This window comes from Paraburkholderia sediminicola, assembly GCF_902859805.1.
Classification (GTDB): Bacteria; Pseudomonadota; Gammaproteobacteria; order Burkholderiales; family Burkholderiaceae; genus Paraburkholderia; species Paraburkholderia sediminicola.
Map to the genome: position 1 here is coordinate 158,648 of NZ_CADIKC010000002.1, position 12,676 is coordinate 171,323.

Annotated in this window: 14 protein-coding genes; 8 read left to right on the forward strand and 6 right to left on the reverse strand. The window is 61.1% G+C overall.

Annotated features, from left to right (window positions below; all coding sequences use genetic code 11):
- Window positions 1–2 precede the first annotated feature (2 nt).
- Complete coding sequence (locus tag R8871_RS09225) at window positions 3–1,547, reverse strand: efflux transporter outer membrane subunit (RefSeq protein WP_246287502.1); 1,545 nt, start codon at window positions 1,545–1,547, stop codon at window positions 3–5.
- A gap of 74 nt (window positions 1,548–1,621) precedes the next feature.
- Complete coding sequence (locus R8871_RS09230) at window positions 1,622–1,915, reverse strand: EF-hand domain-containing protein (protein WP_097393818.1); 294 nt, start codon at window positions 1,913–1,915, stop codon at window positions 1,622–1,624.
- 25 nt (window positions 1,916–1,940) lie between these two features.
- Between R8871_RS09230 and R8871_RS09235 the strand changes: the two genes are divergently transcribed.
- The 3 genes from R8871_RS09235 to R8871_RS09245 all read left to right on the forward strand — a co-directional run bounded on the left by R8871_RS09235 (window position 1,941) and on the right by R8871_RS09245 (window position 3,495).
- The gene (locus R8871_RS09235) at window positions 1,941–2,366 is read left to right on the forward strand and encodes a hypothetical protein (protein ID WP_175050159.1); all 426 of its coding nucleotides are present in this window, start codon (window positions 1,941–1,943) and stop codon (window positions 2,364–2,366) included.
- Complete coding sequence (locus R8871_RS09240) at window positions 2,363–2,701, forward strand: hypothetical protein (RefSeq protein ID WP_175050160.1); 339 nt, start codon at window positions 2,363–2,365, stop codon at window positions 2,699–2,701. Before R8871_RS09235 ends, R8871_RS09240 begins: the two co-directional genes overlap by 4 nt.
- A 548-nt stretch (window positions 2,702–3,249) precedes the next feature.
- A complete protein-coding gene (locus R8871_RS09245; protein ID WP_175050161.1) occupies window positions 3,250–3,495 on the forward strand; it encodes a hypothetical protein in 246 nt (81 codons plus the stop codon).
- Between the two features lie 41 nt (window positions 3,496–3,536).
- Here the strand turns inward: R8871_RS09245 and R8871_RS09250 are convergent, their stop codons facing one another.
- The gene (locus tag R8871_RS09250; protein WP_175050162.1) at window positions 3,537–4,787 is read right to left on the reverse strand and encodes an arsenic transporter; all 1,251 of its coding nucleotides are present in this window, start codon (window positions 4,785–4,787) and stop codon (window positions 3,537–3,539) included.
- Between the two features lie 126 nt (window positions 4,788–4,913).
- Window positions 4,914–5,930, reverse strand: coding sequence for a sensor domain-containing diguanylate cyclase (locus tag R8871_RS09255; protein ID WP_175050163.1), 1,017 nt, complete (start codon window positions 5,928–5,930; stop codon window positions 4,914–4,916).
- Between the two features lie 225 nt (window positions 5,931–6,155).
- Here R8871_RS09255 and R8871_RS09260 point away from each other — a divergent pair, with 225 nt between their 5' ends.
- From R8871_RS09260 to R8871_RS09280, 5 genes are all read left to right on the forward strand, one after another.
- Window positions 6,156–6,710 carry a cytochrome b gene (locus R8871_RS09260; protein ID WP_175050164.1) on the forward strand — a complete coding sequence of 185 codons (555 nt, stop codon included), beginning with the start codon at window positions 6,156–6,158 and terminating at the stop codon, window positions 6,708–6,710.
- Between the two features lie 105 nt (window positions 6,711–6,815).
- Window positions 6,816–7,379, forward strand: coding sequence for a YceI family protein (locus tag R8871_RS09265; RefSeq protein WP_175050165.1), 564 nt, complete (start codon window positions 6,816–6,818; stop codon window positions 7,377–7,379).
- Between the two features lie 48 nt (window positions 7,380–7,427).
- A complete protein-coding gene (locus R8871_RS09270) occupies window positions 7,428–8,006 on the forward strand; it encodes a YceI family protein (protein ID WP_175050166.1) in 579 nt (192 codons plus the stop codon).
- A 398-nt stretch (window positions 8,007–8,404) separates the two neighbouring features.
- Complete coding sequence (locus tag R8871_RS09275; RefSeq protein ID WP_246287547.1) at window positions 8,405–9,016, forward strand: hypothetical protein; 612 nt, start codon at window positions 8,405–8,407, stop codon at window positions 9,014–9,016.
- Window positions 9,017–9,235: 219 nt separating this feature from the next.
- Entirely contained in the window at window positions 9,236–9,961 is a 726-nt protein-coding gene (locus tag R8871_RS09280) for a DeoR/GlpR family DNA-binding transcription regulator (protein WP_093632919.1), read from the forward strand.
- A gap of 28 nt (window positions 9,962–9,989) precedes the next feature.
- On the opposite strand, the gene R8871_RS09285 is transcribed toward R8871_RS09280, so the two are convergent.
- Both R8871_RS09285 and R8871_RS09290 read right to left on the reverse strand, forming a co-directional pair.
- Entirely contained in the window at window positions 9,990–11,051 is a 1,062-nt protein-coding gene (locus tag R8871_RS09285; protein WP_175050168.1) for an ABC transporter permease, read from the reverse strand.
- 16 nt (window positions 11,052–11,067) lie between these two features.
- Window positions 11,068–12,624 (reverse strand): sugar ABC transporter ATP-binding protein, encoded by a 1,557-nt coding sequence (locus R8871_RS09290; protein ID WP_175050686.1) that lies wholly within the window; start codon window positions 12,622–12,624, stop codon window positions 11,068–11,070.
- Window positions 12,625–12,676 lie beyond the last annotated feature (52 nt).

Consider the following 12,676-nt stretch of genomic DNA (forward strand, 5'->3'; position numbering starts at 1 on the left):
TCTTATTTCCCATTCTCGAGCTGGCCTCCACCGGCGCGCGCCAGCGCGGAATTCGCCGGCGGGTTCAGCAAACGGCCCCAGTCTGTGCGCTGCGCCATCTGTTCAGCGATCTGTTCGCTCACCACCTGCTGCCCCTCTGCCACTTCCCAGCCGCCGCCCAACGCGCGATACAAGGACACTGCCGCAAGCGCGGCGATTCCCTGGTTCTGCGCGAGCGAATCGCCGTCGCGCAACATGGAACGCGACGCATCGATCACCGTGTCGTACGTGACCGATCCCGCGCGATACTGGACATTCGCAAGCTTCAAGGCACGCTGCGACGCATCGGACGCACGCGACGACGCCGCCAGCGCATCGAGCGAAGTCCGCAGGGCCGCAATCGCATCCTCCACTTCTTTCTGCGCTTGCAGCACCGTGTTCTGATAATCGAGCACAGCCTCCTGGAAGGCCGCGTCCTGAATCCGCACGGCGTTCTGCAACTGGCCTCGATCCAGGATCGGCAGCGTGATGCCCGCGGAGAAGAGTCCGATCGTCTTACTGCCCCACTGCGATAGTCCGATGCCATGCTGTTCGCCCGACGAAAGCCCGAACAGTCCCGTCAACGATAGCGACGGATACAGCTTCGCCTTGGCCGCGCCGATCAGCGCCGATTGCGCCGCTGCGTTGAGCGCGGCCTGGCGCACGTCAGGACGCCGGCGCAGCAGATCGGCGGGAATCCCGACATCGATCTGCGTCGGCGGCACGGGAATCGCGTTGTTGCCTTTGAGTTGCGCATCGACTGCGTCGGGGGGATCGGCGAGCAGCACGGCGAGCGTGTCACGGTCCTGCGCGCGCGCCTTGATAAGCGGCGGAATCTGCGCCTCGGTTTCGGCCACCAGTGTGGCGGCCTGTTCGACGTCGAGTTGGCTCGACGCGCCGCGTTTGTAGCGCGCCTGGGTGAGCGTGAGACTCTGCTGCACCGCTTTCAGGTTTTGCTGCGCCACCGTGATACGTTGTTCGAGCGCGCGCAGATCGATGTACGCATTGGCGACATCGCCGAACAGCGACACGAGCGCGTTGTCATACGCGGCTTCGGACACGCGCAGTTGCGCGCGATCCGATTCGATCTGCCGGCGATACTTGCCCCAGAAATCGATTTCCCAGCCCACGTTCACACGCAGATGCTCGGCCCACAGATGCGTAGGCGGTATCGGACCGACGCCGCTGGTGTTGATATGGTCCGCGCCAGTCGACACGCTGCCCGATTGCGGCAGCAGATTCTCGGCGCTGATCGCGAGTTGCGCGCGCGCCTTGAAGATATGCAAACCCGCCACCTGCAGCGACAGATTGCGTTCGTACGCACGCTGTTCCAGCGCGCTCAGCACCGGATCGTTGAATGCGGTCCACCAGGCTGCCTGAGCACCAGGCGCAGTCTGCGCCTCGCCGGCCAGGCTTTCGAGCCACTGGTTTTCGAGCGTCACTTCCGGCTGTTTGAAGTCGGGGCCGACCGTCACGCAACCCGTCAGCGCCACGCTCATCGATACGATCAGCGCGCAGGCGATAGACAAGCGGCAGGACGTGGCTGGTTTCATCACGCATTGAGGCGTCAAATATCCTACGATCCCGCCGATGCCCGCGCGGCTCAGTGCGCTGCCCCGCGTTCCTGCATGAATGCCGCGATCTGCGGCAACGTGATGTAGCCCGCCTTCTGCGTATCGATTTCATCGAAATGCTTGGCGACCATCGGCATGCCGGCTGCGGCCTGTTCCCGGGTGAGCTTGCCGTCGTGCGTGGTGTTGGCATTCGCAAAACGTGTTTGCAACTGCTGCGCCATGCGCTCCATGCGCTGCGGGTTGCCGCCCTGCGGTGCGGCCGTTTGGGCGAACGTGACGGTGGATGCGCAGCACAGCAGCACAACGGCGAGAAACTTTTTCATGACTGACTCCTTGGATTGAGCCATCGTGCGTCGCCTGCAAACCGCCGCGATCCGTTCGATGACAGGCCGAATTCTTGAGGAAGCGCCGCCGGATGGCAATTTGAGAATCATGTCGACTTATGTCATGGCTTTTTGTGGCGCCGGCATCGCACACGTTCTCACTGTCGTCGCAACACAGCATGCGCTTCATACACCTGCATGCTTATCTCAGGCCTGCTTCCGCGCGACATTGAATGAAATAAGTTCGCGCTGCCGTTTTCAGGGCGGTTTGCGTATCTTTCGTCTGCCGGCGCTACCAGTGCCGCAAGTGCATCAAGTGCCTCAAGTGCCTAAAGTGCCTAAAGCGGCATCTCAACGGTTCAGAAAGGTTCTCAAGCAATCCGAACCAGTCGCACGGCTTCTTCACCGGAAGACGCTCCGCACCGCTCAACGTCTCAGGAGTATCAAGTGAGTATTCGTCTCGTCTGCGCCTCTACCTTCACCGCCATCGGTCTCGCCTGTTCGTCGACGGCGTTTGCCCGGGTTGTCGTCTATATGCCGGCTGCCGTGGTCTACGCGCCGCCGCCGCGCCCCGTCTATTACTACGCGCCGGTCAAACCGGTCTACGTGGTGGCGCCGCCGCCGGCTCCAATTCCCGTTGCCGTAGCGGCCGGCACGCCCGTGCCGCTGCCGCCGAAACCCGTCACCCTGTACACGACAGTCGTAGTGCCCCCGCCGACCAACTATGCGATCGTGCCCGCCCCTGCCGTCAGTTACGCGCAACCCGTAATGGTGGTGCCGCGTTAACTGTGCTGAATGCGAGTCCCGACAGACCATCGGCGCTCTATCAGCATCAGCACGAACGGAGCCGACATTCTGATTACAAAAATAGCCGTTGAACCAGCATAGGACATGCTGCACGCAAGAATGCCTGGTGAATTCCCGTTGTCCTGACGAATGGCCGGCGTGCCGCGCGAGAAGCGGTCGTTCCGCTTGTGCGGCGCGCTGGATTCCTGGCGATCGGTAGCTTGTGTGTCGCGACGCGATTCTTACAGGCAGAGACGCGAGCCGAACTCGCTTTTTTTGCGGTCCCGTGACGAATTGCGTGGATTAAAACAGGAGAAAGATCAGTCTTCTCAAGAAGCCACCCTGACTGGGCGGCGCCGAACCATCTGACAAATGCCCGGCGTTTGAAAGCTCGATGTTAGCTCGGCATTGTGGAGGCGCGGTACGGCGCTTGCTGCACTCTCTACCACCGTCAAGCGCGCCTATTCGTTGGACCTATCCGTCCGGCTGGCGACGTCCGACTCGCACGCGCCTGGTTGCCCGTCCACCTCTTCTGGAACGTTAGTTCGATGAGCTATCACGACATAGACAAAGAAATCGCCCACCTCGAATTCGTCTTTGGGAAGATTTCCACCAACGATCGCATTCCCCTATCGTATTGGAGCAATCGGCTGAGCCGGTTTCCCAAAACATTGCTGATGCCTACCCAGCGCGCCCGCCTCGCACGGCTCGAAGCCGCCCTGCGCTCGCTCGAGAAGTCCGCGCAAAAGCTGGTGCCGGAGCCGCCCATGCGAGCGACGGGCACCCGGCCGTGACGCGTTGCCCCTAACCTCCTTAACCTGCCCTTAACCTACCCCTAGCCGATCAGGATCCGCGCAGCGAGCGCCAGCGCGAGGGCGGGCAGCATCACCACCACGCCCACCTTGAAAAACTTCATAAAGCTCACGTCTTCGCCTTCGCGGCGAATTGCGTTGAGCCAGAGGATCGTTGCGAGCGAGCCGGTGATCGACAGGTTCGGCCCCAGATCGACGCCGATCAGCAGCGCGTCGATGACGCGCTCGGGACTATGCGCCTGCATCACCGTCGAACTGGCGATCAGGCCCGCCGGCAGGTTATTCATCAGATTGCTGCCGATCGCAATGACGCTGCCCGCCCAGCCGGCCGTCGTGGCTTCATTGTGTTGCGTCGCATCTTGCAGCAGGTGGACGAATGTCCTGATGACACCAGTGTGATCGAGCATCTCGACCAGCACGAACAACGCGGCGACCAGCGGCAGCACGCTCCACGATATTTCCCGGATCATCGGCAGCGGCGATTTGCGCTCCTGGATCAGCACGACCGCGGCGGTCAGCGCGCCGAGTAGCGCGGTGGGCAGGCCGAGCGGGACATCGAAGGCGGACACCGTCAACAGCACGACGGCCGTCACCGCGATACCCGCAAGCGCCACGCGCCCGCTCGACGACAACTCAAGCGGCTCGAGACCGGCTTCGCAGGTGCCGGCGAGCGCGTCGCGCTGGGTCCAGCGCAACAGCACATAGGTCGCGACAATCGACAGCAGCGAAGGCAGCGTGAAGCGCATCAGCCAGGCGCCGAGTGCGGGCGTGTGATTGCCGTACAGCACGATGTTGGCCGGATTCGAGATCGGCAGCACGAAGCTCGCGGCATTCGCAATGAACGCGCAGATGAAGAGCAAGGGCAGCGGAGGCGTCTTCGCTTTCCTCGCGGCGGCGAATACCGCCGGCGTGAGGACAACCGCGGTGGCGTCATTGGAAAGGAAGGCGGTGATAACCACGCCGACCAGATAGACCAGCAGAAACAGCTTTCTCGGCGATCCTTTGGCGTGGTTGACCGCGAAAACGGCAACCCAGTCGAACAGACCTTCGCGGCGCCCGACTTCCGACAGCAGCATCATGCCGAACAGGAAGAGGTAGACGTCCGTGCCTTTACCGACGGCTTCGACGGCCAGATCGACGGGAAGCAGGCCCAGCGATACGAGTAAAAGCGCGCCGGCGACGGCCCACACGGCCTCGGGCCATTTGAACGGGCGGGTGATGACGCCAGCCGTGGCGGCGATGGCGATACCCCAAGACAGGAAGACGGAATTCACCAAGTAGATCCTGGATTCTGATTGTGCGCGAGCGCGGAATGGGAGCGCAGCATAACCGATGAGCGGGACGCTGCAGGCGGTCGGAGCGCAAGTTGTGTGCCACGCCGAACCGCCTTCCCTGTCTCGCTACGCCGCCCGGTTCACCGCGGAAATGCAATCCCGCCCGTTATCCTTGGCGTGGTACAGCTGCGTATCCACCAGGTTCACAAAGGCGACGGCGTCATCCGATGCTGAAGGAATCACGGTTCCCGCGCCGAAACTGGCGGTGACGGTCTGCCTGAATGGCGATCTTTCATGTGCGATCTCCGCGGCAGAGATCCGGTCACGGCAACGTTCGACCACCTGCCGTGCGGCTTCGGCCCCGGTATTGGGCAAGATCAGCACGAACTCTTCCCCGCCGAACCGGCCGACAAAGTCCCCCGGCCGCACCGCCTCGCTCAACACCGTGGCGATCTGCTTCAGGCACGCATCCCCTTGCACGTGTCCGTAGTAATCGTTGTACGACTTGAAGAAATCGATATCGGCCATGATCAGCGAGAGCGGCGCGCCATGCCGCTGGGCCGCGCTCCATTCCCGCTGCAGGACGGCGTCGAACTCGCGGCGATTGCCCACGCCCGTCAAACCGTCCTTGAACGACAGCGCTTCGAGTTCCCGCTGCAACGCCGCCACCTTCTCCTCGGTCTTCTTGCGCTCGCTGATGTCGAACATGAAGCCGACCAGCGACTCCACCTCGCCGCGTGCGTCGCGCACCACATGCACGACGTCGCGCAGCCACACGTATTCGCCACCGCTCGTCAACGCCCGGTAGTCCGCTTCGTGATCGGTGCCGGCCTTCGACTGCGCGACGCAGAATTCCACGACCTTGTCGCGGTCATCCGGATGCATGCGGGCAGCCCAGTCCTGCACGGTCTTCCAGCTCGACGGCGCCCAGCCCAGCAAGGTTTCGATTTGCGGGCCGATATAGGCGAACTCCATGGTCGCCCAATCGATTTTCCAGGGAATCGCCCTCGTCGATTCGAGCAAGGTCCGGTAGACGGCGGCGTCATGCTCCAGATAATCTTCGACACCGCTTTCGGCCGCCGCCGTGTCGTGCCGCAGGAATTCCGCGCCAAGTACGGCGCTCTTCTTGTCAGTGCTATTCATGGGTCGAACCTTTTGTAGCGGTTGAGCCGGCAAATTAACACAATGCGGCCTCCATTTCGTCAAATCAGGCCGCCGCCCGGCTTTATTGCACCCCCATTAGCGTCACCGCTAGAACAATCTGTTCTCTTCTCCTGGTCTATTCAACTTTCATTGGCATCCCTACTATCCGCATTCACACGCGGCATACCGCACGCGACACGCATTTCGAATTGTGAGCATGTACCCATGAATTCCCGTCCTTCAGACGTCAAGCATTACAGCGGCACCGCCGTCGCCCTGCACTGGCTAATCGCATTGCTGATTGTCTGCGGGTTCTGCATCGGCTGGGTCATGACCGATATCCCCGGCTTTACGCCCACCAAGCTGAAGTATTTCTCGTGGCACAAATGGATTGGCGTAACGGTCTTCGTGCTGGCCGTGGCGCGCGTGCTGTGGCGCGCCACCCACCGCGCGCCGTCGCTGGATAGCGCTACGCCCACATGGCAGAAGGCTGCGGCCCACCTTGTGCACGGCCTGCTCTACGTGCTGATGCTGGCCATTCCGGTGTCCGGCTACTTCTATAGCTCGGCGGCGGGCATTCAGGTGGTGTACCTCGGCATCGTGCCGCTGCCCACCCTCATCGGTCCGGACCAGGCGCTCAAGGCAATCCTGCGCACGGTTCATGTGCTGCTCAATTACACGTTGCTGGCGCTCGTCGCGATGCACGTACTCGCGGCGCTCAAGCATCAATTTGTCGACCGCGACGGATTACTCGCGCGGATGATCCCGTTCCTCAGATGACTCACACGACTCACGCGTAACAGACGATTGGCGACAGCCAGTTGGCAATCTAATTCCCGACGGTGCGCAATCAGCGCGCGTGGGTTCGATAGGATGCGTACCACTATGAAATCAAACTTTTATCACTCCATTCTGGCCGGCGTTGCCGCCCTCTCACTCTTCGGCGTGGGCCTGGCGCATGCCGATGTTGACGTCAGCAAAAGCAGCGTCGTCGCCACGACGAAGCAGATGAATGTGCCGGTAGACGGCAAATTCAAAAAATTCTCGGCGCAGCTGAATTTCGATCCGGCCAAGCCGACCGCCGGCAACGCCAACGTGTCGATCGACACCGGCAGCTACGACCTCGGTGCGGACGACTACAACAAGCAGGCCCAGGGCAAGGAATGGTTCGATAGCGCGACCTATCCGGCCGCGACGTTCGTCTCGAGCGCGATCGCGCCGGCCGGCGGCAATCAGTACAAGATCACCGGCAAGCTCACCATCAAGGGCAAATCGCAGACTGTGGTGGTGCCGGTCACCATCGCGAGCCAGGGCAACACGCAGACCTTCGACGGCTCACTGCCGATCAAGCGTTCGCAGTTCGATGTCGGGACGGGCGAATGGAAAGACACGTCGGTGGTCGCCGACGAAGTCGTCATCAAATTTCACATCGTTGCTTCGAAGAAGTAACGGAACACACCTAAGCGTCACAGCACTTTCTGAAACCTGGAGAATCACTTGAAGAAACAACTTTTGCTCGCCGCAGGCGCGCTGGCCGCAGCCATGTCGTTCAACGCAATGGCCGCCGACACGTATCAACTCGACCCGCAGCACACCTACCCGAGCTTCGAGACTGACCACTTCGGCGGCCTGTCGGTCTGGCGCGGCAAGTTCAAGAAGAGCAGCGGCACCGTGGTGCTGGATCGCGCGGCGAAAACCGGCACGGTCGACGTGACGATCGACATGAGCTCGGTGGACATCGGTAACGACAAGCTCGACGCGGAACTGGTCACGGACAAGTTCTTCGACGCAGCCAAGTACCCGACGGCGACCTACAAGGGCACGCAGATCCGCTTCGACGGCGACAAGCCGGTGGAAGTGATCGGCACGCTGACCCTGCATGGCGTGACCAAGCCGGTCAACCTGAAGATCGAATCGTTCAAGTGCATCATGAACCCGATGCTCAAGCGCGAAGTGTGCGGCACTGAATCGACCGCAACGTTCAATCGCGACGATTTCGGCGTCGACTTCGGCAAGACCTATGGCTTCAAGATGCAGACCACGCTGCATATTCAAGCTGAAGGCATCAAGCAGTAATCGCTACTCCCCTGTAGCTTGCGGCAGGCGGCGGAGCAATTCCCCGCCTGCCGATTCGAAATTACGACACAACGACATCACGACGTCACAACATCGCCGTCATGCTGAGCGTCGAATCATCTGAACAATTCTCCTCATCCCACCAAATAGCCCTTTAAAACAGGACTCGTCTGATCAATAGACCGAGTTTAATCACCTGTTTGGCAAGCGTTACACGTCATATCTTCCGGTTTCTCCGCGCGCGAAAACTTGAGCGCGAAGAGTCGCCATAACTGCCCGCTTTTCATCGATTTGAACCACAAGGTTAAACCTTAAAGTCGCCAGCACGGGAATGACTCTTTACTGGAGACGGTGCGGTGAAACAGGTGAAAAATGCGGCTCTGGTCGCGGCAGTGGCGATGGTGGTCGCAGGATCGGTACAGGCACAGGAAGTTTATGTGCATGGCGGTACGCTCGGCGCAGGCGTCGGTGCGGCGCTGCCGTTGACCTCGTGGGCCGGCGTGCATGCGGAATTCGAAGGACTCGGCTTCTCGCATTCGTTCAACGTCAGTGGTAACGATTACGACGGCCATCTCAAGTTGCTGCAAGGCGGCTTATATCTCGACCTGTTTCCGTTTTCGTCCAGCGGTTTTCGCGTGACGGCCGGCGCCCTGATCAACGACGACGAACTGACAGGCAAGGCGGTGCCGAACGCGCAAGGCAACTACAAGATCGGCGACGAATTCGTGCCGGCCGTGGGCCCCGCGCCGTCGACCACCATCACACTCCCGCGCGTGATGCCGTATCTCGGCATCGGTTACGGTCACAAACCCGTCTCGAAGGGTTTCGGCCTGACCTTCGATCTCGGCGTGGCCTACGGCCGCCCGCGCACGACGTACAACGTGCCGGCGATCTACGCGCAACTCACCAGCCAGGCGAACATCGACCAGGAAGAACAGAACATCAGCAACAAGGTCGAGCGCTACAAGGTGTATCCGGTGGTGCAGATCGGCGTGAGCTACCGGTTCTGACCGGGCGCCTTTCCTGATTCATCTTCCTGATTCACCTTTAAGAAGCCTTTAGTCCTCCGGGCTAAAGGCTTTTTCTCATTGCCGATGCGAGATACCCCTCGCATTCGAAGCGCAAACAGGCTCGCCGCGCAGGCGACCTCTTGTTATAATTCTCCCATCAACGCGAACAAAACATAACGCGTCTCTACACTGCGCCTCACACTGCGCGACAGGACCTCCATGCTGAAACCCGACCGCCTCCGCGCCCTCGCCGATGCGTTGGCCAAGCAGAACGTGATGCGCCTGCGCGACGCCGCCAGCCTGCTGGACGTATCGGAGATGACTGTCCGGCGCGATATCGCAGGCAGTCCGGAACGATTCACGTATCTCGGCGGCTACATCGTCAGCGCAACCGACGTACCCAACAACGCCGGCTATTCACTCGAAGAAGAGAAGGATCATTTCGCGCAGGCCAAGGCGGAAGCCTCCGCGCTTGCGGCGAAACTCGTCGTCGACCACGAAACGATCTTCATCGATTGCGGCACGACGCTCACCACGCTTGCGCGCCTGATTCCGCTCGAACGTCACGTCACCGTGGTCTGCTATTCGCTGAATGTGGCGGAGATTTTGCGGCGTAAGCCGAATGTGCGGATGATTCTGCTGGGCGGCGTCTACGTGCCCTCGTCAGATTCGTTCGCGGGTGAAGAGAGTCTGGAGATGCTGCGCCGCATGGGCATCAACAAGGCGTTCATTTCCGCAGGCGGTGTGGATAACGCGCGCGGCGTGACGTGCTGGAACTTTCACGAAGTCGCGCTCAAGCAAGCGGCCATGGCAAGTGCCGTCGAACGGCATCTGGTCGTGGACCAGAGCAAGTTCGGCGTCGTCAAGGCGGTGCGCTTCTCGCAGATCGACGACTTCGATTCCATCATCACCGAGAAAGGCCAGGAGCACCGTAAGCGCAAATGAATGCGCTGGCGGTGTAACCGGCCTTCGGTTATCCGTTTTTGCGCTGCAATGCGAACAGCGTCCCGGCGATCAGAATAAACGCGCCGATGATCACCTTCTGCCAGGTGCTCGGCACGCCAACCAGAATCAGCACGCTATTGATCAGCGTGACCAGCACCACACCAAGCAAGGTGCCGGCCACCGTACCCGTGCCTCCTGTAATGCGCGCGCCGCCCAGAATCACCGCGGCGATCACATCGAGTTCCGAGCCCACCAGATCGAACGGATTCGCGAGCCGGTTGTTCGATACATGCAGAATGCCCGCTATGCCGGCGAGCATGCCTGTATAGCCGAACACAAACAGATGGATCGCCCGCAGGTTATAGCCTAGCCGCTCGGCAATCGCGAGGCTGCCGCCCATTGCATAAACGCCGCGCCCCATCATGGTCCGGTTCAACAGCCACCACGTGACACCGGCGGCTACCACCAGCGCCAGCACCGAAACAGGCAGCACCGCGCGCAGGCCTTCGTTGGTGTGATAGAAAAACATCGGAATCCGGCCGAAGTGATCCATGCTGTGCGGAATGTTCATGAAGAACGTCGTGCCGATAAACGTCAGCAGCAGGCCGCGGTACAGATACTGCGTGCCGATCGTGACGATCAGCGAAGGCGCTTTCAAGCGATGCACCAGGAGGCCGTTGATGAGACCGAGCAGCACGCCGCCCAGCGCGCCGGTGATCAGGATCAGCGCGAACGGCGCATCCGGCCACCAGGCAAATACCGCCTTGGTGATGCCGTACATCGTCAGCGCGGCGATTGCCGTGAACGAAACGTCGATGCCGCCGGACGCCAGCACAACGAGCGTGCCCAGCGCGAAAAGCGACATCGTGGTTGCCGAGTGCAGCAGATCGAATAGCGTCGCGAGCTGAAAGAAGCGCGGATTGATCGCGCCGACAATCAGGCACGTTGCCGCGATCAACGCGACCGTGAACCATTCGGGGTTGCGCGAAAGCCTGGCCCGCAAAGTGGGCGGCTTGACCTCGGGTGCGACTTCGACAACGGTCGGGGTGTTCATGGTCTGGTTCATGCTCGAAGGAATCCGCGAGTTCATGGGTATCGGCGTCCTTTTATGCGGCTTCCGACAGCAGCGCGTGATACAGGTCGGCTTCGCTCAACGCATCGGCCTGATACTCGCTGGCCACACGCCCCTTCTTCATCATCAGAATGCGATCGCAGTTCTGCAGCAACTCGGGCAGATCGTCGCTGATCAGAATGATGCCGATACCGCGTTTCGACAGCCGCTGCATGATGCGATAGATGATGTCTTTCGAACCCACGTCGACGCCGACCGTCGGTCCATGCAGAATCAGCACGCGCGGATCGATAGCGAGCCAGCGACCGATCAGCACGCGTTGCTGATTGCCGCCCGAGAGCGACTGCACGGGCTTGTCGACACCCGGCGTCGCGATCTGCAGATCGTTCACCGTCTGTTCCGCGAGCGCCTGTGCGCGCGTGCGATCGATCTGGCCAAAGCGGTCGCGCAGGCTGGAGATCATCGCCGTAATCACGTTGTCGCGAATCGATTTGTCGAGAAACAGCCCTTCGTTCAGGCGGTCTTCTGGCACGTAGCCAATGCGATGATGTTTCGCGTCCGAGGGCGTGCGCAATGCAATTGCCTTGCCGTCGAGCAGCACCTGCCCCGATTGCGCCGCCGCAACGCCCGCGAGTGCGCGTGCGAGTTCGTTGCGCCCCGAGTCCAGCAAGCCGGTGACGCCGAGTATCTCCCCTCTATGCAGCTTGAACGACACGTCGCTGAACTGCCCCGTACGCGTGAAGTCGCGCACGTCAAGCACGACATCCTGGCCCAATGTTCCTTCCCGATAGCGCTCGTTTGTCAGATGCCGCCCCGTCATCAGTTCGCTGATCTGCGCTTTGGTGAATTGCGCAATCGGTCCTTGCGCCATCTTCTGGCCGTCGCGCAGCACGATGACTTCGCCGCCGATCGCGTAACACTCATCGAGCTTGTGACTCACGAACAGCACCGTCACGCCCTGCGCGCGCAGGTTCGCGAGCACGGCAATCAGATTGTCGACTTCTTTCTGCGTGAGCGACGTGGTGGGCTCATCCATGATGACGAACTTTGCCTCGCTGGCAATCGCGCGAGCAATGGCAACGAGCTGACGCGTGGCGAGCGGCAATTGCTCGATCAAAGTGGCCTGAAACTCGGCGTCGCCTGGCAGGCCGACCGATTCCAGCGCACGCGCCGCCGTGCGCGCGAGTGCGCGCCGGTCGAACGTACGCGCAAGCCGGCCTTCGTGCGTGGCCAGCTCGGCGGTAAGCGCGACGTTTTCCGCCACGTTCATGTTGGGCAGCAGCGAGAGATCCTGATAGACGGTTTCGATGCCTGCGGCCAGCGATTCGAGAGCGGACAGCCGTGCGTGCCGGACGCCTTCGATCACGAGTTCGCCTTCGTCGGGCGGCTGCGCGCCGGAGATGATCTTGATCAGCGTGCTCTTGCCGCAGCCGTTCTCGCCGAGCAGGTGATAGATCTGGCCGCGCGCGAACGACAGGCTCACCCCGCGCAATGCGTGTACGCCGGTGAAGCGCTTGTGCACGCCGACCACCTCCAGAAACGGCTGCGAGGTGTCGGACTGCGGCTGCGAAGACAATACGTCCTGATTCATGATGGCGAGTCGCAAGTTAAGGCGTGCCCACATGGGCACGCCTTGAAGGAAG